Genomic DNA, 23,457 nt, shown 5'->3' with positions numbered 1-23,457 from the left:
AATTTTTCGCCCTTATTTTTATCTATTGATTTGCAAATTTTTAGTAAAAGATGACCGCTTGTAGGACTAATAGATAATAATTTAACTATTCTCTTCGTTTATTTCTTCTGCCAAATCTCTCAAAAATTTGCAAGATTTCTCCCCTTTTTTCAGGTATCATTATCACCTTTAATAACAATAATTTTTGGAGCAAATTGTGTCTTCCCTTTGGTCTGATTGCCTTAATCATTTACAAACGAAAGTATCGCCAACTGATTACAGCACTTGGCTACGCCCTCTGCAAGCCAGTTCTGATAACGGGGAACTCACGCTTTATGCTCAAAACCAATTTGTTGAAAATTGGGTTAAAGATAAATTTTTAGCGGAAATTACTGAATTAGCGCGTTTTTTATCTAAAAACGATAATTTAGTTGTCAATTTAAGAGTGGGTATAAAACCTACCGAGCAACCAAAACCACAAATCAGCTCAAAAAACGAGTCTTCCGAATTTAGCAATACGGGCTTTAAAACAGGCTTAAATCCGCATCAAACTTTTGATAATTTTGTACAAGGCCGCTCAAACCAACTAGCGAAATTGGTGGCTCAACAAGTGGTAGATAATTTAGGTGAAAGCCATTGTAATCCGCTCTCTTTCTATGCCGGCACAGGTTTAGGTAAAACCCACTTATTACACGCTATCGGTAATGAATTGGTTAAACGCAATCCAACTGTGCGAGTGCTTTATATCCACCTTGAGCGTTTTTACCGTGATATTATCAAAGCCATTAATAGCTCAAATAACGATGCGGAAAAAATCAAAAAATTCTATCGCTCGCTTGATGTATTGATGATTGACGATATTCAATTTCTTGCTAATAAACCAAAAGTACAAGAAGAATTTTTACATCTACTCAATGCTTTATTTGAGCAAAGAAAGCAGATTATTCTAACTTCTGATGTTCTGCCTAAGAATATTGATAAAATTGATACGGCAATTAAATCTCGCCTAAGTGGCGGTATTAGTGCAACCATTGAACCGCCTGAATTGGAAACCCGTGTGGCAATTCTTCGCCAAAAAGCCTTAGAACGGGGGGCAGATTTACAAGAAGATGCGGCTTATTTGATGGGGCAAAAACTTCGCACCAATGTGCGTGAATTAGAAGGGGCATTAAATCGTGTGATTGCGTGGCAAAAACTCACACTTCGCCCAATTACGGTTGATGCAGTGCGTGAAACCTTACAAGACTTATTTGCCTCTTTCGATTACTTAATTACAATTGAAAATATTCAACGCATTGTGGCGGAATATTACGGCATTAAAGTGGCGGATATAAAATCAAAAAGCCGTGCCAGAAGTGTTGCCCGCCCTCGCCAAATGGCAATGGCACTAGCAAAAGAACTCACAAACCATAGCTTGCCTGAAATTGGCAGAGAGTTTGGTGGACGTGACCACACCACCGTATTGCACGCTTGCAAAACCATTAATGAATTGCGTGATACCGAAAGTGGTATCCAAGAAGACTATATCAATTTAACGCGTAAATTATCATCTTAAGCTGTTAAGAATAAAGGAATGATTATGCAAATTACGATTACCAGAGACCAATTACTCAAGCCTTTGCAGCAGGTATGCGGCGTATTAAGCAGTCGCCCAACTTTGCCTGTGATTAACAATATTTTATTAGAAATTGAAGGCGATCGTTTATCTTTAACTGGAACGGATTTAGAAGTTGAATTAACCACCCAAGCTCAACTGCTACAAGCGGTCGATTTTGCAGGAAAATTTACCATTCCAGCCAAAAAATTCTTAGATATCAGCAAAAGTTTACCTGATGACAGCGTGATCTCCGTTGAATTCGAAGAAGATAAAGCGATCATCAAAGCAGGTCGTAGTAAATTTAGCTTAGCCACTTTACCTGCCAGCGATTACCCTAATTTAATGGATTGGAGGCCTGAAGTTGATTTCTCCATTGAACAAGCAACCCTTGCTCGCTTAATTGATGCCACTCAATTCTCAATGGCAAACCAAGATGCCCGTTATTTCTTAAACGGTATGAAGTTTGAAACCGAAGGCAATTTATTACGCACCGTTGCCACAGATGGACACCGTTTAGCCGTTTGCACAATGGTGCTAAACCAAGAACTTTTAACTCATTCGGTTATTGTGCCACGCAAAGCCGTACTTGAACTTTCACGTTTAGTTTCAACAACGAGTGATGAAGTTCGTTTAGAAATTGGCTCAAGCAATATCCGCATTACAATGAACGGTATTGTGTTCACGTCTAAATTAATTGATGGCAGGTTCCCAGACTACCGCCGTGTTCTGCCTCGCAATGCAGATCGCATTTTAGAAGCGGATACTGAAACACTAAAACGTGCGTTAATGCGTGCGGCTATTCTCTCAAACGAGAAATTTAGAGGTGTGCGTTTAGCACTAAGCAATAACCTGCTTAAAATTACTGCCAACAACCCAGAGCAAGAAGAAGCAGAAGAGATTATTGATGTAGCCTACGACAGCCCTGAAATGGAAGTGGGCTTTAACGTAAGCTATGTGTTAGATGTACTAAACACTCTAAAATGTCAACGAGTACGTTTCAGCTTAGTCGATTCCAGCTCAAGCTGCTTAATTGAAGATTGTGATAACCCCTCTGCAGAATATGTAATTATGCCGATGCGTCTATAATCCTAGATGCTCTAAATAATAAGCCCCTATTTGATCTGCCCCCAAAAGTTAACACTGATTAAGGTGCAGATTTTTTATGCCTAAATACAACTAATCTTTCAAACAGCAAATCAATGTTATCTCCAAAACAGTAAATCGGATCATTAACACTATAACAATCAGCTGCTAGCGAAAACAAAAAGGACTAAGCCCGTGCAATACAGAACTTAGTCCTTAAATTAAAATAGCCTAAATTTTAGATTTTAGATCAAAGCGTATAGCTTTTCGATACTACACGTATTGATTAGTGAGCCAAAGGGCGAGCTAAACGATAGTTCGCAGCAGCTTTTTTCGAACCAAGCACACAAGCTACAAAGGTTAATAGTGTGCTAATTAACCAAAATAGACCAGAATATAGTGCAGCTTTACGAGCAGCTTCTTCAGCAGCAGCTAAAGCTTGTTCTGCTTTAGCTTTAGCATCAGCAACAGCTTGCTCAATTTTAGCTTTATATTCTTGATAAGCAGAAACTGCTTCATTGCGAATTTGCTGAGCTTCAGCTTCGCTTAAACCTTCATTTTTTAACTGAACGATGATTTTATCACCTGTTAACGCATTTTCAATTTCAGCAGCACGTTTTTTAGCATAATCATCTAGATTTTTCCACGTCTCGATGCTATTAAAGTCCATATTTTTGATTTCATTTTTAGTGGTATTAACCATTTTTTCTACCACATTAGCAGACGCACTGATTTGCTCTTTAGAGAATGTATCGTTGTTTTTAGCAACCCATTGTTCAATATCTTCACGACTGATGTTGCCGGTAACTTGTTGATAAAGCTCTTGTGCTTTATTGGTAATGATATTAATCACATTACCTGATTCTCCAGCAGATGCCTCTTCTAGTTCTTCAGAAATAATAGAACCGATAGAACTTGAACTGATAACACTCGTAGTTACACTAGCTGTCGAATTGATCGCAGAACCTGCAGTACGAGCAACGTTACCTAGCCCGTTCATAGTTGAAAAAGTAGTGATAACGATGATAGTAGCGGCAGTCAAGATACCCGTTAAGACAGCATCTTTTGGTAAGATGTCAGTGCCATCACCAAATAAAGCTTCAGGTGCTGATGCCTTAACAGCAAAATAGCCTGCAACAAAAGCACTGATTAAAGCTGTGATAACAGCATAAACGCCTGCAGCAATGCCAGCTCCGCTTAAATCCAATGACAAGAATGAACCAACAACTAATGCTAAAGCAAACATAACCATGCTAACAACTAAGCCCATAACAAGCCCAGCCAAAATGCCGCGCCACGAAGGTCGTCTAGCTGCTGTATATGAATGTTGCATATTTTCTCCTAATAACCAATAAATAAAATAATATGAAATAGGGATTACTTATTTATCCAAAAAGCAACCTTATTAATTTACTTAGGCTAACCAAATGAGCTAGCCATTTGATAAACGTTATCTTAATTCAATACATTTACCAAATAAAAAGCGATTGATTGAATTTAAATTTTAAAATTGATTGAAATAAATTTTCAATTAAAAATACTTCAAGCAAAATAAACCATCAAAATAAATTACTATCAATAGAAAAAAGAGAATACTCTCCTTTTCACTTTACGCTTCTATTATAATCAAATTTATTTTTTAATAGTAGTTTTTTTAATAAGTTTTTACTACTTTTGTAACAATTATTACAATATTCTAGGTTTCTAATCATCCACTATGGCAAGAAATTTGTTTTTCTATGAAAAAATTAACCCTCAACATCAAAAATATAAAAGCCTGATTGACTTTCTATTTTCAATCAGGCTTTATTTTTATAAATTATTCAAACGCACATCAATTAAGGTTTGCTCTTGAGGAGCCGCATTTAATCTAGCTTGTTCGTAAGCCATTTTAGCGGCAGGCTTATCACCTTTTGCAACAAGAATATCGCCAATTAGGATTTGCTTACGTAACTCCCACGCTTTATCTTGAATCTGAGTAAGACCTGCAAGTGCTTCATCATAAGATTTTAATTGGTAATCCACTTGTGCTAAACGAAAACGAGCCAAAGTTTTCAATGTAGAATCAGATTGAGTTAAAGCGGATTGTAACGCTACTTTAGCTGCAAAAAAATCGCCTTTTTCGACCGCTTGTTTTGCTTGCTCAAATTGTGCAAAAGTCGCATAGCTTGAATCTTGATTATCCGCAATAAACTTTTCTACAAGCGGTTGATTTTTATTTGGATTTTGCAAATAGCTCTCCATCACACGCTGATATGATGCGGAAGTCTTTTGTGCCGTTTCAAGCTGATGGTTTTTCCAAAAATTCCACCCCAAACTGGCTGCACAAACTAAAATAATTGCGACTAAAATAGGGGTACCATTTTCCTTAAACCAATTTTTGGCATCTTCAAACTGCTGTTCTTCGGTTTTATTTAAATATTCGTTACTCATTTTTTCTCCTAAAATCGTTTATTAAGTTCAGCAATTAGTTCTGATTGTGCAATCGTAATCTGCTCAGAACCTGAACGCAGGTCTTTGATAACCACTTTTTTTTCTGCCACTTCACTTTCGCCAATTACTAATGCAATCTTTGCTTCCATTTTATCTGCACGTTTAAATTGTTTTTGGAATTTTCCACCTGAACAGTGGCTCATTACACGAAGTTGTGGTAATTCGGTGCGGATTTGTTCTGCCAGATGGAACGCATTAACTGTTGAGCCTTCGCCAGAGAAGACAATATACACATCAACCGCTTTTGGTAAATCAATCTCTTTATTTACTTCTTGAACTAATAGCACTAAACGCTCTAAACCCATCGCAAAGCCTACACCTTGCGTTGCGTGTCCGCCAAGCTGTTCAACTAAGCCATCATAACGCCCACCGCCACAAACTGTGCCTTGTGAACCTAAAGCTGAAGTTACCCATTCAAATACGGTTTTGTTGTAGTAGTCTAAACCACGCACTAATTTCGGGTTGATTTCATAAGCAATGCCCATTGAGTCAAGCAATGCACAGAGTTGCTCAAAATGCTCACGGCTGTCATCATCTAAATAATCCAGCAGTTTCGGCGCATCGTTTAGCACTTGTTGTAAGGCTTCGTTTTTAGTATCTAAAATACGCAGTGGATTTTTTACCAAACGTTTTTTCTCTTCTTCGCTCATTAAAGCGGTGTGATTTTGTAAAAAATTTACCAATGCAGAGCGATAATTCGCACGAGCTTCTAACGAGCCAATTGAGTTCAGCTGTAAAGAAACATGCTGATCGATGCCTAACTCTTTCCATAAACGAGCCGTTAAAATAATCAATTCCGCATCAATTTCTGGATTAGGAATGCCAAACACTTCCACACCTGCCTGGTGGAATTGGCGATAACGTCCTTTTTGTGGACGCTCGTGGCGGAACATTGGTCCTATATACCACAAGCGTTGTTCGTTATTATAAATCCAGCCACGCTCAATTGCTGCACGCACACAACCTGCTGTGCCTTCGGGGCGAAGGGTTAATTGCTCATCATTATCCCAGAATGTGTACATTTCTTTAGATACCACATCGGTGACTTCGCCAATCGCACGAGCAAATAACGGCGTACTTTCAACAATTGGCATACGCACTTCTGAATAGCCATAACTTGCCAGTACATTACGCACTTTTTCTTCCACCCATTGCCATAATGGGGATTCTGTTGGGGAGCAATCGTTCATTCCACGAATTGCTTGAATTGTTTTTGCCACTATTTTTTCCTATTTATTTACAACATCTATGCTATTATTTTGTTGTGCCACTCTCGCACGAATTTTAGCTTCTAATTGGTCGATTAATTTTGCATTGTCAAAACGCTCTTTTTGACGCACACCATCTAAATAGAAGCCACTCATTTTATTACTACCCGTTACACCTAAATCTGATACCAACGCTTCACCCGGCCCATTTACCACGCAGCCGATAATGGAAACGTCCATCGGAGTAATAATATCTTCTAAACGCTGCTCTAGCTCATTTACTGTTGCAATAACATCAATTTCTTGGCGTGAACAGGTTGGGCAAGCGATAAAGTTAATGCCGCGTGAACGAATACGTAGTGATTTCAAAATATCAAAACCGACTTTAATTTCCTCAACGGGATCAGCCGCCAAAGAAATACGCAACGTATCACCAATTCCTTCTGCTAATAGTAAACCTAAACCAACCGCAGATTTAACTGAACCTGCTCTTGCACCACCTGCTTCGGTGATCCCTAAATGCAGAGGCTGATCGATCTGTTTTGCAAGAAGTCGGTATGATTCGACCGCTAGGAATACATCTGACGCTTTCACACTGACTTTGAATTGATCGAAATTAAGACGATCTAAATGATCAACGTGGCGTAGTGCCGATTCTAATAATGCTTCTGGTGTTGGTTCGCCATATTTTTCTTGAAGATCTCGCTCAAGCGAGCCTGCATTTACCCCAATACGGATCGGGATATTCTTATCTCTAGCACAGTCTACTACGGCGCGGATTCGCTCTTCGTTACCGATATTACCCGGATTAATTCGCAAACAATCTACACCATATTCCGCCACTTTTAAGGCAATACGGTAGTCAAAATGGATATCTGCCACTAATGGCACATTCACTTGCTGTTTGATAACTTTGAAGGCTTCTGCTGCATCCATTGTTGGTACAGAAACACGTACGATATCCGCCCCTACTCGCTCTAAAGACTTAATTTGAGCAACAGTTGCTTCCACATCAGTGGTACGGGTATTTGTCATTGATTGTACCGAAATAGGTGCATCGCCCCCTACCGGCACATTACCCACATAGATTTTTTTCGATACCCGACGTTTAATTGGAGATTGATGTATCATATTTTTAAATAGTCGTTAAAAGTTATAAAGCAGAAAACGCTCGTAAAATAACAATCTAAGCTGCTAGCTTACGGCGTTTTTATTCTTAAAAAGATTATTGCAATGGCAAACGAATACGAGCGACACGTCCATCAATTTTTAATGGTACTTCCTGCCCTTTGTAATAAATTTTTACATTTGCAGGTGCACCAATGGTTAAACGATATTGCTCATTTTCATTAAAGGTTAATACTTCGCCATTATTATAGAGCTTTTCAGCTAAACGTTTATTTTTCGCATTTCTCACCGTAATCCAACTTTGCGAGCCTGTGATTTCAATGCGTAACTCATCATTACTGATCGCTGCTGGCTGCTCTGTTGTAGCTTCAGCCTCTGTTGTTGGCTGCATCTGCTGGAGAACGTTTGCAGGTTCAACTGCTACTTCCGTTTCAGGTTTTGGCGGTTCAACTGTCTGAGCTGCTGTATTTTCCTGCTGGTTTGGTTCTACAACTGTAGCAGTTTCAGGCTGTGGCTGAACTTGAGGCTCTTGCACTTGAATTGGCTGTTGAACAGGCACAGAAACTTGATTGCTAGGCTCAACAGGCTCTGTATTTGTTGTTTCCACTACAGGACCTGAATTCACAAGCTGTTCACGGTTTTCCTGATCTTTCTGATAACCCTGCCACCACCATAACAGCGTCATACCTAATGCGGCTAAAAGCACAAATATAGTTAAATATTTCAATGCTTTACCCTGTGAATTTGATGATGGTTTTACAGGCGAAACCTTTGTAATCTCTTTCGGAATGGTTACTTCGCCATAATTCACAGAAGAAACCAACGATTCAGGCAAACGTAAAAATTTCACATAATTACGCACATAACCACGCACAAAGGTGGGAGCGACATTTTTTAAAATAAAAATATCACTTTCAATCGACTCAATGTGTAATTTTTTTAGGTTTGTTTTTTGAGCAACTTCGGCAATAGAAAGATTTAATGCCTCACGAGCTGCTCTTAATTGTTGCCCTAAAGTGAGAGCTGAATTAGGCTGTTCCTGAATAGGGTTCACTGATTCGGTCATACAACACTCTTGAAATAAAATAGTGGAAATAAAAATTCAAAAAATTATTCGGAAGTTTAAAGAGGTAATGCCCATTTTGCAATCATAACGAGCAAAAATTTGAAAATTAAATATGCAAGCGGCCATATTTACAGAATTTTTTGCAAATTTTGTTAAAAATACGACCGCTTATATCTAAAATAATTAAGAAGCTAATGAGACTTTTGCCGCAGTAATCGCTTCTGCTATACGCTGTGGATTTACCCCACCTTTGGCACAACGTTTTTCTAAGCAAGATTCTAATGACAAAATCGGATAAACATCATCACCAATTGAATGATGGAATTGCTGGAATTCATTAATGCTTAATGCTTCAAGTGGCGCTTTTTTGCTGATTGCATATACCACCGCTTCACCTACAATATGATGTGCTTCACGGAATGGTACGCCTTTTGCGACTAAGTAATCAGCTAATTCCGTTGCATTTGCATAACCTTGTTGAGCCGCTTCACGAGTACGTTCTGTGTTCACTTGAATATCAACTAACACAAGCTCTGCAATTTCTAAGCAAGCCTGCCAAGTTTCTAACGCATCAAAAATGCCTTCTTTGTCTTCTTGCATATCTTTATTATAAGCAAGTGGTAAGCCTTTTAAGGTAGTTAGAAGCCCTGTTAATGCCCCGAATACACGCCCTGATTTACCACGAATAAGTTCGCAAGCATCCGGGTTTTTCTTCTGTGGCATTAATGATGAACCAGAGGTTACACGATCAGACATTTCAAGGAAACCCGATTCACCACTGTTGAAAATAATCAAATCTTCGGCAAAACGGGATAAATGCATCATACTGATTGCAGCCGTTGAAAGCAGCTCTAAAATATGATCACGGTCTGATACACTATCTAAACTGTTACGGGTCGCTTCTTCAAAACCTAAATCACGGGCAAGGAGATCACGATCAATGCCATAAGCCGTGCCAGCTAACGCTCCCGAACCAAGTGGGCAAGTGCTCATACGCTTATTTGCATCACTTAAACGACTGAAATCACGCTCCAGCATTTCATAATATGCCATACACCAATGGGCAAAAGTAACAGGCTGGGCTCGTTGTAAGTGAGTGTAGCCCGGCATAACCGAGCTCTGATTTTCGTCTGCAACAGAAACCAAACGCTCTTGTAACGCTCGGATACGTTCCTGCAAAGCAACCGCTTGCACTTTACACCACATTTTAATATCCACCGCCACTTGGTCGTTACGGCTACGCCCTGTGTGTAATTTTTTGCCCAAATCGCCCACTTTTTCGATTAGCTTAGATTCTACCCAACTGTGAATATCTTCCGCATCATCTTTTAAAATAATGGTTAGGTTAGATTCCACCTCTGCACGCACCTCTTTCAATGCTGCAATAAGCTGCTCTAGTTCAGCTTCGGTTAAAATACCAACCGAAGTAATGGCTTTCGCCCAACCGATTGAGCCTTCAATATCTTGAATTGCTAAGCGATAATCAAAACGTAGTGAATCATTAAAATATTTAAATTTTGCGTCTGCTTGTTGTGTAAAACGTCCACCCCAAAGAGCCATAATTATTCCTTATTATCTTATCAAAATGAAAAAGGCGTTTCACCGCCTTAATTTTCCACTATTTTGCATAAATATGCAGAATATTTCAATATTTATTTACAACTATTTTAATTTTTCTTCAATAATTCCACCGCCTAAGCAAACTTCACCTAAATAAAACACGGCAGATTGCCCCGGCGTCACCGCAATTTGTGGTTCATCAAATATCACACGAATGGCTTCATCATCAATGACTTGGATTTCACACGGAATATCCGCCTGACGATAGCGAGTTTTCACCGTACAGCGTAAATTTTCACGCAGTGGCTGCATATCTACCCAAGTAAGCTGCTTGGCAATTAAACCTGTTGAAAGTAGTGCCGAATTATCGTGCCCTTGAGCAACCACTAACACATTATTAATCAGATCTTTTTCCACAACATAAAATGGATCTTCACTCAAGCCTTTCACACCACCAATACCTAAACCTTTACGCTGACCCAGTGTGTGATACATCAAACCATCGTGGCGACCAATCACTTTACCATCAACAGTGCGAATTTCGCCTGGTTGAGCGGGTAAAAAACGAGCTAAGAAATCTTTAAATTTACGTTCGCCAATAAAGCAAATACCCGTAGAATCTTTTTTCTTTGCCGTGGCTAAACCTAAATCTTCGGCAATCGCTCGCACAATCGGCTTTTCAATTTCGCCCACAGGGAACAAACTCTGCCCGACTTGCTTTTTATTGATAGCATATAAGAAATAGCTCTGATCTTTATTTTCATCTAAGCCACGCAATAGTTTTGCGTTTTGATCGTCTCCGCTTCGACGAACATAATGCCCTGTGGCGATATAATTCGCCCCAAGATCTTCCGCTGCATACTCTAAAAAGGCTTTGAATTTGATCTCTTTATTACACAAAATATCAGGATTTGGCGTACGTCCTGCTTTATATTCTGCAAGGAAATATTCAAATACGTTATCCCAATACTCAGCAGCAAAATTGATTTTGTGCAGCTTCATACCGAGTTTATCGGCAACCGCTTGTGCATCAGCTAAGTCCGCCGCTGCCGTGCAGTAATCGGTATCATCATCTTCTTCCCAATTCTTCATAAACAAACCTTCAACGATATAGCCTTGTTGTTGAAGAATAAAAGCGGAAACGGAGGAATCCACTCCGCCCGACATACCAATAATCACTTTTTTCTTGCCGTTTTCAGCAAGTTGCTCAGGGGTTAATTTAGGGAAATGGGTGTCGTAGGTTTTTGAGGTTAATTGAGTTGTCATAAATCTCCCGTAACTTCGGTTAAGGCGAAGCACATTTGGTTAGTTATAAAAGCAACAAGCGGTTAAATTTGCAAAAAATTTTGCAAATCATACCGCTTATAGATGAATAATAAAATTAAAGAAGTTAAAGACTACTTCACTTCGTAAAATTGTGGTTCTTTATTAAAACGCGCCACTTCTTCAGGGTCTGCTGTGCCATCTGCGATTTTTGATTTTAAGTTATCGCAAGGCTCTTCGCAGTCGCACATTTTTTTCATACCTAATGCAGTGATACCGCCACAACTGCCTTTAATGGTTTTACCTTTTACGATAAAACCAATCGACATTGCAAAAATTACTGCTACAAAAAAACCGAAAGTTAATAATACAGTTTCCATTTTCCACTCCAACTATGGTGATTGAGTTAATTTTTTAAATTCGCTCGACATCTGCGTTTCAAACTTATCGCCATTTTTAACAATTAAAAATATCGCTAATTTTTCACGTTCTGCAAGTGCTAATGCTTTTTCTGCACCTAATACAAATAAGCCTGTTGATAATCCGTCCGCCGTCATTGTTGTTGGGGCGAGTACAGTAATTGAGGCTAAGTTATGGCTTACTGGGCTTAATTTTTGCGGGTCAATAATATGTGAAAGGCGGTTGCCGTTTTCATCTTCAAAATAATTACGATAATTGCCCGATGTTGCCATTCCTAAATTATGTAAAGGCACAGTAATTTGTACAGATTGTGCTTGTTCCATTATAGGCTGTTCAATCGCAATTCGCCAACCTAAACCTTGTAAATTTTTGCCTTTGCCACGCAACTCGCCACCAATTTCAACTAAGTAGTTGCTCACGCCTAATTTTTCAAGATGCTCTGCCAATTTATCGACACCAAATCCTTTCGCAATAGAGGATAAATCTAAATAGAGATTAGGTACGCTTTTAGTAAGTATTGGCTTACCTTCTGTTCTAAGAATAATTTTATCAATGCCGACATAGCTAGAACGCTCTTTAATCTGCTCATCAGAAGGCACTTTATTTAAACGTTTATCAGGCCCAAATCCCCATAAATTCACCACAGGCCCAACAGTAACATCTAATGCTCCTTCTGTGATTTTGTTTAAGCGAATGGCTTCTTCCACTACTTTTGCAAAATCTTGCGAAATTTCAACCGCTTGATTGGTTTCTTTTAGCTGATTGAAACGGCTAATTTCCGAATCTTGCTGGTAAGTGGACATTTGGTTGTTCACATCTACTAATAATCGATCTAACTGGCTTTTTATTTTTTCGGGATTAGACAGATTTTTCACTTCACCATTATCAATATATTTGACAGTGTAAGTCGTTCCCATCGTTTTACCTTGCAAGGTAATTTGTTCCGGAGCTTTTTCACAGGCTGCTAAGAGCAGTGAGAAAATAGCAAAAGCGAAAAATTTAACGTTCATTTTTTCTCCGTAGGGTGCAACAAGTTGCACCAATTCACGATATTTAACGGTGCAACAAGTTGCACCCTACAATTTTTATTCTTAAATTCACCACACTGAAAATTTAAGAATATAAACTAAATCAAGCGGTCAATTTTACAAAAAATTTTGCAAAAACGACCGCTTGTGATTTGATGAAGTTACGGTTTATCAACCACCGAAATCATCTAATAAGATGTTTTCGTCTTCAACACCTAAGCTCTTCAGCATACCGATTACCGCTGCGTTCATCACCGGTGGACCACACATATAGTATTCGCAGTCTTCCGGGGCTTCGTGATTTTTGAGGTAGTTCTCATAAAGCACGTTGTGAATGAAGCCACGGAAGTAGTCTTCACGGTCACCTGGTAGTGGATCAGAAAGTGCTACATACCATTTGAAGTTATCGTTTTCTGCTTGAAGCATATCGAAGTCTTCGGTATAGAACATTTCACGCTCTGAACGAGCACCATACCAGAAGGTCATCTTACGTTTAGATTTTAAGCGTTTTAATTGGTCAAAAATATGCGAACGCATTGGTGCCATACCTGCACCACCACCAATAAATACCATTTCTGCATCAGTATCTTTGGCGAAGAATTCACCAAATGGACCAGAAATTGTTACTTTGTCGCCCGCTTTTAATGACCAAATGTATGAAGACATTTGTCCTGGAGGAGCATCAGGCTGTTTTGGTGGAGGCGTTGCAATACGCACGTTTAGCATAATAATGCCTTTCTCTTCTGGGTATGAAGCCATTGAGTATGCACGGATAATATGCTCGTCCACTTTTGAAGTATAACGCCATAAGTCAAATTTATCCCAGTCTTCGTGGTATTCTTTAGGAATATCAAAGTCTTTGTAATGAACTGTATGAGGTTCTGCTTCAATTTGAATATAACCACCCGCACGGAATGGTACTTCTTCACCTTCAGGAATTTGAAGTTTAAGCTCTTTGATGAAGGTTGCTTTGTTATCGTTAGAAATAACAGTACATTCCCATTTTTTCACACCAAAGATCTCTTCTGGAAGTTCTACGTCCATTGAAGATTTTACGTTTACCTGACACGCTAAACGCCAACCTTCTTTTGCTTCTTTTTTCGAGATGTGAGATAACTCAGTCGGTAAGATTTCACCACCGCCTGATTTCACTTGAACTTTACATTGACCACAAGAGCCACCACCACCACAAGCACTGGATATGAAAATTCCTTTGCTCGCTAAAGCACCAAGTAATTTTCCACCTGCCGGTAGTGTAATCCCTTTTTCCGGATCATTGTTGATTGAGATTGTAATATCGCCTGAGTCTACTAATTTAGATTTAGCGAAAAGGATAATCACCGCAAGCACTAATACCAGAGCAGTAAATGCGATAATACCGAAAATAAAATTACTATCCACGATATGCTCCTTATAACTGAATGCCCGAGAATGACATAAAGCCTAATGCCATTAGACCAACAGTGATAAAGGTAATACCTAAACCACGAAGACCAGCCGGAACATCAGAATATTTCATTTTCTCTGTTAAACCTGCAAGTGCAACAATTGCTAACATCCAACCTGTACCTGCACCTACACCATAAACTACTGATTCTACGAAGTTATATTCGCGTTGTACCATAAATGATACTCCACCGAAGATCGCGCAGTTTACCGTTATAAGTGGTAAGAAGATACCTAATGCACTATATAATGCAGGGAAGAACTTGTCTAAAATCATCTCAAGGATTTGAACAAGTGCTGCAATTACACCGATGAAGGTAATGAAGTTTAAGAATGTTAAATCTACACCTTCAACTAATGCACCATCTTTTAAAATGTGAGTATAAACTAACTGGTTAGCCGGTACTGCAATACCTAATACTACAATTACCGCAATACCTAAGCCAAATGCAGTTGAAACTTTCTTAGACACCGCAAGGAATGTACACATGCCAAGGAAGAAAGAAAGCGCCATATTTTCAATAAATACGGACTTAACAAAGATACTAATCAGATGCTCCATCTTTATTTCTCCACTTGTTCCGGTTTCCACGTTCTAATTGCCCAGATTACAAATCCGATAATAAAGAACGCACTTGGTGCTAATAAGAATAAACCGTTTGCTTGATACCAACCGCCATCTTGAACAGTCTGCATAATAGTTACACCAAATAGTTTACCTGAACCAATAAGTTCACGTAAAAATGCAACAATAATTAAGATTGCACCGTAACCTAAACCGTTACCGATACCATCTACAAAACTTTCAGCCGGACCTGATTTCATTGCAAATGCTTCTGCACGTCCCATTACAATACAGTTCGTAATGATTAAGCCTACAAATACCGATAATTGTTTTGAAAGCTCATAAGCATACGCACGCAAAATCTGATCTACTAAGATTACAAGAGAGGCAATAATAGCCATTTGTACAATGATACGAATACTATTTGGAATATAGTTACGAATCATTGAAATAAACATACTTGAGAACGCAGTAACAAAACATACTGCAATTGCCATTACTACCGCTGTTTGTAACTGAGTAGTCACTGCTAATGCCGAACAGATACCTAAGATCTGTAGTGCGATTGGATTGTTATCTGCAATTGGAGATAACAATAACTTTTTAAGATTGTTACTTGCCATTAGTTAGCTCCTGCTTCAGCTTTAAATTTCGCTAAATATGGGCCAAAGCCATTTTTACCGAACCAATATTTAAACGAGCCATCAACACCATTAGAGGTTAATGTTGCACCGGATAAACCATCAACACCGTGCTCTTTATTCGCAGATGCACCTTTTCCGATAGTTAATGCAACTTCATTATTGTCGTTGTATAACTTCTTACCAATAAAGTTTTTCTGCCAGTTAGGGTTAGCAATTTCACCACCAAGACCAGCTGTTTCACCTTGTTCATAGTAAGTAATACCATTAATAGTATTTGCATCAGGTTGAACAGCAACAAAGCCATACATCATTGACCATAAACCATTACCGTGCATTGGTAATACTACTTGTGTTGTTTTACCAGCTTCATCTTTCACTAAATAGACTTCTGCATATTTTGCACGTGTTTTAATATTAGCCTTATCATCTTCAGGCGCAATAACAACATTTGTTTGAGGATCTTTTGCTGCTGTACGAGCATCAAAATCTTTCATTCCATCAACATAGTCTCCTGTTGCTAAATCAACAATTTTAGGCTCAATGAATTTCTCATAAGTTGCCGGTACATTCGTATTCGCTTGTAATAAGCCGGCAGCTTGCAAGATATTTTTCTGCTTATCAAGTTGTTTTTGCATATCTTGGGTTGGTTTTAGCATTACTGCTGCACCCGCTACGATAAGAGAGCAAATTAAACTTAATAAAACAACAACGGTTAGTGTACCGCCAACGCTATCTTTATTAAATTTAGCCATTGTTTGATACCCTCGCTAATCTACGTTTGATATTCCCTCTTACTACTAAGTAGTCGAAGATTGGGGCAAATAAGTTAGCAAATAAGATAGCTAACATCATACCTTCTGGATATGCAGGGTTTACCACACGAATTAATACACACATAAAGCCGATTAAAAGACCGTATGCCCATTTGCCTTTATTAGTAAAAGATGCTGAAACTGGGTCGGTAGCCATAAAGAACATACCTAATGCAAAACCACCTAATACCAAGTGCCAATGCCACGGCATTGAGAATAATGGATTGGTATCAGAACCGATTACATTAAATAATGTTGCCGTTGCTGCCATACCAATCATTACACCCGCAATAATTCTCCAAGAGGCAATGCGAGCAAATACGATAATTGCAGCACCGATGATCAGCATTAATGTTGAGCTTTCACCAATCGAACCCGGAATATTACCTAAAAACGCATCCATCCAAGTGATAGTTTCACCTGTTGCAACGTGTTTTAATGAGGCTTCACCGCCTATTGCCCATTGAGAAAGTGCTGTTGCACCAGAGAAACCATCTGCGGCTACCCATACCGCATCACCTGAAATTTGTGCAGGGTATGCGAAGAATAGGAAAGCACGACCAGCTAATGCTGGGTTCATAAAGTTTTTACCTACACCACCAAATACTTCTTTCGCAACCACAACACCAAAGGTAGTTGCAAGTGCAGCTTGCCAAAGTGGTAATGTTGGTGGAACAATTAATGCAAGTAAGATCGAGGTTACGAAGAAACCTTCGTTGATCTCGTGCTTACGCACCATTGCAAATAAAACTTCCCAGAAACCACCCACAGCAAATACCGTTAAGTAGATTGGTAAGAAATAGGTTGCGCCAAGCAACATTTTCGTTCCCCAACCAGCCTCTGTAACTGAACCTAAACTATTAGCGAAACTATAGTGCCAGTCATTTGCAATTAAATCGCTTAATGTACCTAGATTTAAGGCAGCCAAAATACCTTGGTGACCTACATTGTACATACCGTAGAACATCGCAGGGAATAACGCTAGCCATACGATTAACATCATACGTTTAGAGTCAATCGCATCACGAACGTGAGCATCTTTACGCGTTACCGTACCCGGCGTATAGAAAATGGTATAAGCCGCTTCAAATAGCGTGTAGTATTTTTCATACTTTCCACCTTTATGGAAAGCGGGTTCCATTTTTTCAAAAAGATTTCTCAAACCCATTTTTTAACCATCCTTCTCAATCTTATCTAACGCTTGGCGTAACAATGGTCCCCAGTTATTTTTACCAGAGCATACAAAGGTACATAACGCTAAATCTTCTTCGTCTAATTCTAAACAGCCTAAAGCTTGAGCAGAATCAGTATCCCCAGCTGCTAAATCACGCAGTAATAATGTAGGAATAATGTCCAATGGCATTACACGCTCATAAGCCCCTGTTGGCACCATTGCACGTTCACTACCGTGAACAGCTGTTGTAAAGTTAAATAATTTTTTCGCAAAGTGACCTAAGGTTGTACGTGTAATTGAGTATTTATCAGAGTAAGGTGCGATCATACCAAAGAATGCTTTCTCTCGACCTTCCAATAATGCTGATACTTGTAATGCATAGCGACCAAGATAATCGTGTGGACCAACTGCTGTTGCACCACTTAGAACAGAACCAGAAATCACACGATTTTCACCTGCACTTAGCTCATTGCTGGTTAATTGTGAAAGATTTGCACCTAAACGAGTACGCACTAAGCGAGGATTTTTTACCTGAGGACCCGCTAAGGCAACAACACGATCAGTAAACAATTCACCTGTAGTAAATAATTTACCAATAGCAATTACATCTTGGTAATTTAAATACCAAACTTGTTTATTGGTACCAACAGGATCAATAAAATGAATGTGTGTACCAATAAGACCTGCAGGGTGCGGACCTTTAAAACTGTTGGTTTGCACATTGTTGATCTGACGACTCTGTGCTGCATTTAAGATATTAGAATCTTCTCCACCACAAAGATGGATCGTTTTTTGACCATCAAATAAACGACTTAACACCGTTAAACCATCAAAGAAGGCTTGCTGGTGTTCTGCAATAATCACCTCAGGATTTGCAGCAAGTGGATTAGTATCCATTGCGTTTACAAAAATTGATGAAGGATTTGCATCTAATGCTGGTACTTTACTGAACGGGCGAGTACGGAACGCTGTCCATAAACCCGATTCTACTAAGTTTTGTTTTACTTGCTCTGAAGTTAATGAAGCTAATTGATTAGCATCATAACGAGCAAAGGTAATTTGCTCATCACCCTCAACTTTAATTACTACGGATTGAAGAACACGTCGTTCACCACGGTTAATTGCCGTAACGGTACCACTTGCAGGAGCAGTAAAAATAACGCCCGGATTCTTTTTATCTTCAAAAAGAACTTGACCTTTCTTCACTACATCGCCTTCACGCACCTTCATTGAAGGACGCATACCCACATATTCTTCACCAAGCATAGCAACTTCAGTAACGGTATTCCCGTTATGGATTACTTGCTCAGGTTTTCCCGCAATCGGAAGATCTAAGCCTTGTTTGATTGTAATCATATTGTTTGCACTACTTTTCTTTTGGGTTAAAAATATGATTGCGCAAAACGCAATCGCTTCTATTGAGCCGCAGCCTTATTTAAAAATAAACGATGATTCCCCCCACTTATTTTTAACAGCTACATTAAGTTCTCAAATCTGTATTATAATCTTCGGCTATTTTTTAACAAAAGATTAACTAAAAATATAATCGTCTATTCTACCTAAAAACTCCCCCTTATGGCTAGAAAAACCCCCTAATTTTTCCCTATTCCGTTTCTAAAATTTGAAGTAAATCAATATTTCTAGCTGACAAAATTGAACAATACCTATGAATGGGTACAATATTTTGATGCAAGCGGTCAAAATTTATTCTTAATTTGCAATTCCTATCATCAAAATAGTTTATCTCAAAAAATAGATGGCGATTTTAGCTAGGCAATTTTATAATTCAGGCGTAGAATAGTTGATAAATTTTGTAGAATATTTTTAATGACAGGACAAGATAAAATGGAAGAACAAACTACTCATATTTCAATTTCAGACGCAGCACAAGCCCACTTTGCAAGACTTTTAGAACAACAAGAAGAAGGTACAAATATCCGCATTTTTGTGGTAAACCCTGGAACACCCGGTGCAGAATGCGGCGTATCTTACTGTCCGCCAAATGCGGTAGAGGAAACAGATACCGAATTTACTTTCAACAGTTTTTCCGCCTTTGTTGATGATGTCAGCCTGCCATTTTTAGATGAAGCTGAGATCGATTATGTAACTGATCCTATGGGTTCACAGCTCACACTAAAAGCTCCTAATGCCAAAATGCGTAAAGTGGCAGATGATGCTCCATTTATCGAGCGTTTAGACTATGTGATTCAAACTCAGGTAAACCCACAACTTGCCAGCCACGGCGGTAAAGTAACCTTAATTGAAGTAACGGAAGATAAATATGCAGTCCTTCAATTCGGTGGCGGTTGTAATGGTTGCTCAATGGTTGATGTAACCTTGAAAGAAGGGATTGAGAAACAGCTCTTAATGCAATTCCCAGATGAATTAGTTGGTGTAAGAGATATTACCGAACATCAACACGGCGAACACTCTTACTATTAAGAAGGTAAAAAAGGATAAATCAGACGATTTATCCTTTTTAATTTTATCATTTACAAGCGGTCGCTTTTTGCAATTTTTTTACAAAATCCGACCGCTTGTAAAATTCCAATTAAGCTTTACGGCTGTCTTGGTAATCTTTAGCTGCTTTTACAAAACCTGCAAATAATGGGTGCCCATCACGCGGGGTTGAAGTAAATTCTGGGTGGAACTGTGCTGCGATGAACCAAGGGTGATTTGGTACTTCAACAATTTCCACTAATTTACGGTCGGCAGATAAACCACTTACTTTTAAACCTGCCGCTTCAATTTGAGGCAATAAGTTGTTGTTCACTTCATAACGATGGCGATGACGCTCAACAATCGTTTCAGCTCCATACACTTCTCGTGCTTTTGAGCCTTCAATCAAATGGCATTTTTGTGCGCCTAAACGCATCGTACCACCTAAATCAGATTCATCTGAACGGGTTTCTACATTACCTTCTGCATCTTGCCATTCGGTAATTAAGCCAACAACAGGTTGCGAACAATCTTTATCAAATTCAGATGAATTTGCTTCTTTTAACCCTGCTACGTTACGCGCATATTCAATTAACGCAATTTGCATACCTAAGCAGATACCTAAGTAAGGAATGTTGTTTTCACGTGCATATTGGGCAGTTCGGATCTTCCCTTCTATACCACGATAACCAAAACCACCCGGTACTAAAATACCATCTAAGCCAGCTAATAATTCTGTGCCTTTGGTTTCAATATCTTGTGAATCAATATATTTGATATTTACCGTTAAGCGATTGGTTAAACCAGCGTGTTTTAATGCTTCGTTTACTGATTTATACGCATCTGGTAATTCAACATATTTACCCACCATACCGATAGTAACTTCACCTGTTGGGTTTGCTTGGCGGTATAGCACTTGCTCCCATTCTGAAAGATCCGCTTCTTTACAATCTAGGCGGAAACGATCACACACAAATGAATCTAAGCCTTGTGATTTTAATAATTCAGGAATGCGGTAAATAGAATCAACATCTTTTAATGACACCACCGCACGCTCCGGCACGTTGCAGAATAACGCGATTTTTTTCTTCTCATTTTCAGGGATCGCACGATCTGAACGACAAATTAATACATCAGGCTGAATACCGATTGAAAGTAGTTCTTTCACTGAGTGTTGCGTTGGCTTGGTTTTCACTTCACCTGCAGTTGGAATATAAGGCACTAAGGTTAAGTGCATAAATAAGTTTTTTTCACGCCCAATATCCACCGCTAATTGGCGTAATGCTTCTAAGAATGGCAATGACTCAATATCGCCGACTGTACCGCCCACTTCAACAATAGCGACATCACGCCCTTTTCCGCCCTCAAGCACACGAGCTTTAATTTCGTTAGTGATGTGAGGAATAACTTGAATGGTTGCTCCTAAATAGTCGCCACGGCGTTCTTTACGCAATACTTCTGAGTAGATTTTACCGCTCGTGAAGTTGTTTGCTTTGCTCATTTTTGAACGGATAAAACGCTCGTAATGACCTAAGTCTAAATCGGTTTCCGCACCGTCTTCTGTAACGAAAACTTCACCGTGTTGCGTTGGGCTCATCGTACCCGGATCAACGTTGATATAAGGATCAAGCTTCATAATGGTTACGTTTAAACCACGAGCTTCAAGAATAGACGCAAGAGAGGCTGCCGCAATACCTTTACCTAAAGAAGATACAACACCGCCCGTGACGAAAATATAATTCGTTGTCATTGTTATTGCCTTTGCTAGTTTGGTTTGATTGAATTTCAGAAAAGTTCGCTTTATTTGATAAAGAGAACTATCAGGACGGGAGAATAGTTTACAGGATATTATGAAAAATAGCTATCGGAAAAGCAAACAAGCGGTTGCAAAATTTTTATATTTTACAACCGCTTGTCACCGTGTTATTTCACAAAGCTATCAAAAGTTAGCTCATAATTATCACCATCTCGGCTATAAGAGATATAACGTGGGAATTTTTCGCCCTCATATTTTTTAACTGTAATATCTTTATTATCGCTGGTTCTAAACTTATAAGTAATTTCTTGATAGGTTTTTCCGCCAGATTTTACCTCTTTTTGTGATTTACGTAACTGTACATTTGGTGTCGGGTATAGTTTTTTACCATTTGTGGTTTGGAAACTTGTTGGTAATTTATCGTAATAGCTCAATTGGAATGCGGTAGTAAACAGATCATAAGTCGGCATTGTTAATGCTTCTTCTTTTAATGGCTCTTTTACTTTTCCATATTTTACCGTTTTGGAATCAATTTCTGCCATTGCATAGGTTTTGCCATTACGACTGTCTCGGTAGCTTAACATATTAAACTGACCGTTTTTTTCTGTGCCTTTCGCTGTAAACACGATTTTATACAAAGGTATGTTAATTCTTGCCTGAATATCATATTGTCCGCCGCCGTTGTTAAATTTAATATAGGCTGGCATTAAGTAATTTGAACTATATTTAATATTGTAGCTGTCTGCATAAGCGGCTGAAATTAACGCTGATGTTGCAATAATAACGGTTGTCAGTTTCTGCCAAATTTTCATCTATTTCTCCTCTAAAGATACACGTTCAAACAATCTTGAGATGGTATTGTTATCTGGAAATTGTTCGGCTTTCTCCACTTGCACTCGTGTTAAATGTGGCGAAAAATAATTAATAAAATCATACATATAATTACGAAGGAATGTGCCTCGTTTAAATGCGATTTGAGTCATACTTGGTTGGAATAAATGGCTTGCATTGATTGCAACTAAATCTTTATCCGCTTCAGTATGTGCCATTGATGCCATAATTCCTACTCCTAAACCTAAACGAACGTAGGTTTTGATCACGTCTGCATCGGTTGCAGTAAACACAATATTTGGCAAAATGCCTTCTTTATTGAATGCGTGATCTAAATCTGATTGCCCTGTAAACCCAAAGGTGTATGTAATCAAATCATATTTACCTAGTTCTTCGACAGTTAAATTTTGGCTTTGGTTCACAAAAGTTGCCAATGGGTGGTCTGGTTTAACAATAACTGAGCGATTCCACCAATAGCAAGGTAACAATATTGCTTCCTCAAATAAGTATTGTGCTTCTGTCGTAATGGCTAAATCCACCTCGCCAGCCATTAACGCATCATAAATTTGGTTTGGCGAACCTTGATGTAGATGCAAGCTCACTTCAGGATAACGTGCTTTAAACTTTTCAATGACTTCAGGCAACATATAGCGGGCTTGCGTATTAGTAGTCGCCATTCTTAGCACACCTTTATTTGGGCGAGTTTGCTCCTCTGCCACCGATTTAATACTTTGAGCTTTAACCAATAACTCTCGAGCAATCGCCACAATTTTCTCGCCTGCTGGCGTTAATCCTTTAACGTGCTTACCGTTACGCTCAAAAATATTAATACCCAACTCACTTTCTAACAGACGAACCTGCTTACTAATACCCGGTTGAGAGGTGTAAAGTACCTCTGCAGCCTCAGTAATATTCAAATTTTGGTTTACTATTTCTACAATGTAACGTAGCTGTTGTAGTTTCAT

The 23,457-nt window shown here is 38.9% G+C and carries 21 protein-coding genes; 3 read left to right on the top strand and 18 right to left on the bottom strand.

The annotated features are described in order from the left end of the window. The first annotated feature begins 184 nt into the window (after positions 1–184). The gene (dnaA, locus tag ACERCG_RS01705; protein ID WP_373610357.1) at positions 185–1,534 is read left to right on the top strand and encodes a chromosomal replication initiator protein DnaA; all 1,350 of its coding nucleotides are present in this window, start codon (positions 185–187) and stop codon (positions 1,532–1,534) included. Positions 1,535–1,558: 24 nt separating this feature from the next. After that, complete coding sequence (gene dnaN, locus ACERCG_RS01700; RefSeq protein ID WP_373610356.1) at positions 1,559–2,662, top strand: DNA polymerase III subunit beta; 1,104 nt, start codon at positions 1,559–1,561, stop codon at positions 2,660–2,662. A 283-nt stretch (positions 2,663–2,945) separates the two neighbouring features. On the opposite strand, the gene ACERCG_RS01695 is transcribed toward dnaN, so the two are convergent. From ACERCG_RS01695 to ACERCG_RS01625, 15 genes are all read right to left on the bottom strand, one after another. Next, positions 2,946–3,992, bottom strand: coding sequence for a hypothetical protein (locus ACERCG_RS01695; RefSeq protein ID WP_373610355.1), 1,047 nt, complete (start codon positions 3,990–3,992; stop codon positions 2,946–2,948). Positions 3,993–4,471: 479 nt separating this feature from the next. Continuing rightward, positions 4,472–5,092 carry a tetratricopeptide repeat protein gene (locus ACERCG_RS01690; protein WP_176807320.1) on the bottom strand — a complete coding sequence of 207 codons (621 nt, stop codon included), beginning with the start codon at positions 5,090–5,092 and terminating at the stop codon, positions 4,472–4,474. Between the two features lie 8 nt (positions 5,093–5,100). Next, a complete protein-coding gene (gene hisS / locus ACERCG_RS01685) occupies positions 5,101–6,372 on the bottom strand; it encodes a histidine--tRNA ligase (protein ID WP_373610354.1) in 1,272 nt (423 codons plus the stop codon). A 9-nt stretch (positions 6,373–6,381) separates the two neighbouring features. Next, complete coding sequence (gene ispG, locus ACERCG_RS01680; protein ID WP_373610353.1) at positions 6,382–7,491, bottom strand: flavodoxin-dependent (E)-4-hydroxy-3-methylbut-2-enyl-diphosphate synthase; 1,110 nt, start codon at positions 7,489–7,491, stop codon at positions 6,382–6,384. Between the two features lie 94 nt (positions 7,492–7,585). Next, a complete protein-coding gene (locus ACERCG_RS01675) occupies positions 7,586–8,554 on the bottom strand; it encodes a RodZ domain-containing protein (RefSeq protein WP_373610352.1) in 969 nt (322 codons plus the stop codon). A gap of 183 nt (positions 8,555–8,737) precedes the next feature. Beyond that, positions 8,738–10,114 (bottom strand): argininosuccinate lyase, encoded by a 1,377-nt coding sequence (gene argH / locus ACERCG_RS01670; RefSeq protein WP_373610351.1) that lies wholly within the window; start codon positions 10,112–10,114, stop codon positions 8,738–8,740. A gap of 102 nt (positions 10,115–10,216) precedes the next feature. After that, positions 10,217–11,380, bottom strand: a complete 1,164-nt coding sequence (gene mnmA, locus ACERCG_RS01665; protein ID WP_373610350.1) for a tRNA 2-thiouridine(34) synthase MnmA — start codon at positions 11,378–11,380, stop codon at positions 10,217–10,219. Between the two features lie 131 nt (positions 11,381–11,511). Further along, positions 11,512–11,757, bottom strand: a complete 246-nt coding sequence (gene nqrM, locus ACERCG_RS01660; protein ID WP_006250397.1) for a (Na+)-NQR maturation NqrM — start codon at positions 11,755–11,757, stop codon at positions 11,512–11,514. Between the two features lie 12 nt (positions 11,758–11,769). After that, positions 11,770–12,807 carry an FAD:protein FMN transferase gene (locus ACERCG_RS01655; RefSeq protein ID WP_373610349.1) on the bottom strand — a complete coding sequence of 346 codons (1,038 nt, stop codon included), beginning with the start codon at positions 12,805–12,807 and terminating at the stop codon, positions 11,770–11,772. Positions 12,808–12,996: 189 nt separating this feature from the next. Further along, positions 12,997–14,226: an NADH:ubiquinone reductase (Na(+)-transporting) subunit F gene (gene nqrF, locus ACERCG_RS01650; protein ID WP_373610348.1), complete on the bottom strand. Its 1,230-nt coding sequence runs from the start codon at positions 14,224–14,226 to the stop codon at positions 12,997–12,999. 10 nt (positions 14,227–14,236) lie between these two features. Next, positions 14,237–14,833, bottom strand: coding sequence for an NADH:ubiquinone reductase (Na(+)-transporting) subunit E (nqrE, locus tag ACERCG_RS01645; protein ID WP_025248146.1), 597 nt, complete (start codon positions 14,831–14,833; stop codon positions 14,237–14,239). 2 nt (positions 14,834–14,835) lie between these two features. Further along, positions 14,836–15,459, bottom strand: a complete 624-nt coding sequence (locus tag ACERCG_RS01640; RefSeq protein WP_373610347.1) for an NADH:ubiquinone reductase (Na(+)-transporting) subunit D — start codon at positions 15,457–15,459, stop codon at positions 14,836–14,838. Further along, complete coding sequence (locus tag ACERCG_RS01635) at positions 15,459–16,232, bottom strand: Na(+)-translocating NADH-quinone reductase subunit C (RefSeq protein ID WP_373610346.1); 774 nt, start codon at positions 16,230–16,232, stop codon at positions 15,459–15,461. The genes ACERCG_RS01640 and ACERCG_RS01635 overlap by 1 nt, the downstream gene beginning before the upstream one ends. Continuing rightward, a complete protein-coding gene (locus ACERCG_RS01630; RefSeq protein ID WP_373610345.1) occupies positions 16,225–17,460 on the bottom strand; it encodes an NADH:ubiquinone reductase (Na(+)-transporting) subunit B in 1,236 nt (411 codons plus the stop codon). The genes ACERCG_RS01635 and ACERCG_RS01630 overlap by 8 nt, the downstream gene beginning before the upstream one ends. 3 nt (positions 17,461–17,463) lie before the next feature. Beyond that, on the bottom strand, positions 17,464–18,822 hold the full coding sequence (locus tag ACERCG_RS01625) for a Na(+)-translocating NADH-quinone reductase subunit A (protein ID WP_373610344.1): 1,359 nt from the start codon (positions 18,820–18,822) through the stop codon (positions 17,464–17,466). Positions 18,823–19,311: 489 nt separating this feature from the next. On the opposite strand from ACERCG_RS01625, the gene nfuA reads away from it, so the two are divergent. Next, on the top strand, positions 19,312–19,908 hold the full coding sequence (gene nfuA, locus ACERCG_RS01620; protein ID WP_373610499.1) for a Fe-S biogenesis protein NfuA: 597 nt from the start codon (positions 19,312–19,314) through the stop codon (positions 19,906–19,908). 109 nt (positions 19,909–20,017) lie between these two features. Here nfuA and pyrG read toward each other — a convergent pair whose 3' ends face one another. From pyrG to cysB, 3 genes are all read right to left on the bottom strand, one after another. Then, positions 20,018–21,655, bottom strand: a complete 1,638-nt coding sequence (pyrG, locus tag ACERCG_RS01615) for a glutamine hydrolyzing CTP synthase (RefSeq protein ID WP_373610343.1) — start codon at positions 21,653–21,655, stop codon at positions 20,018–20,020. A 173-nt stretch (positions 21,656–21,828) separates the two neighbouring features. Continuing rightward, positions 21,829–22,473, bottom strand: coding sequence for a hypothetical protein (locus ACERCG_RS01610; protein WP_373610342.1), 645 nt, complete (start codon positions 22,471–22,473; stop codon positions 21,829–21,831). Then, positions 22,474–23,457: an HTH-type transcriptional regulator CysB gene (cysB, locus tag ACERCG_RS01605; protein WP_373610341.1), complete on the bottom strand. Its 984-nt coding sequence runs from the start codon at positions 23,455–23,457 to the stop codon at positions 22,474–22,476.

Source organism: Mannheimia sp. E30BD (genome assembly GCF_041807785.1).
GTDB lineage: Bacteria > Pseudomonadota > Gammaproteobacteria > Enterobacterales > Pasteurellaceae > Mannheimia.
Note: the sequence above shows the minus strand (reverse complement) of the source record. Positions and strands in the feature narration are given on the sequence as shown.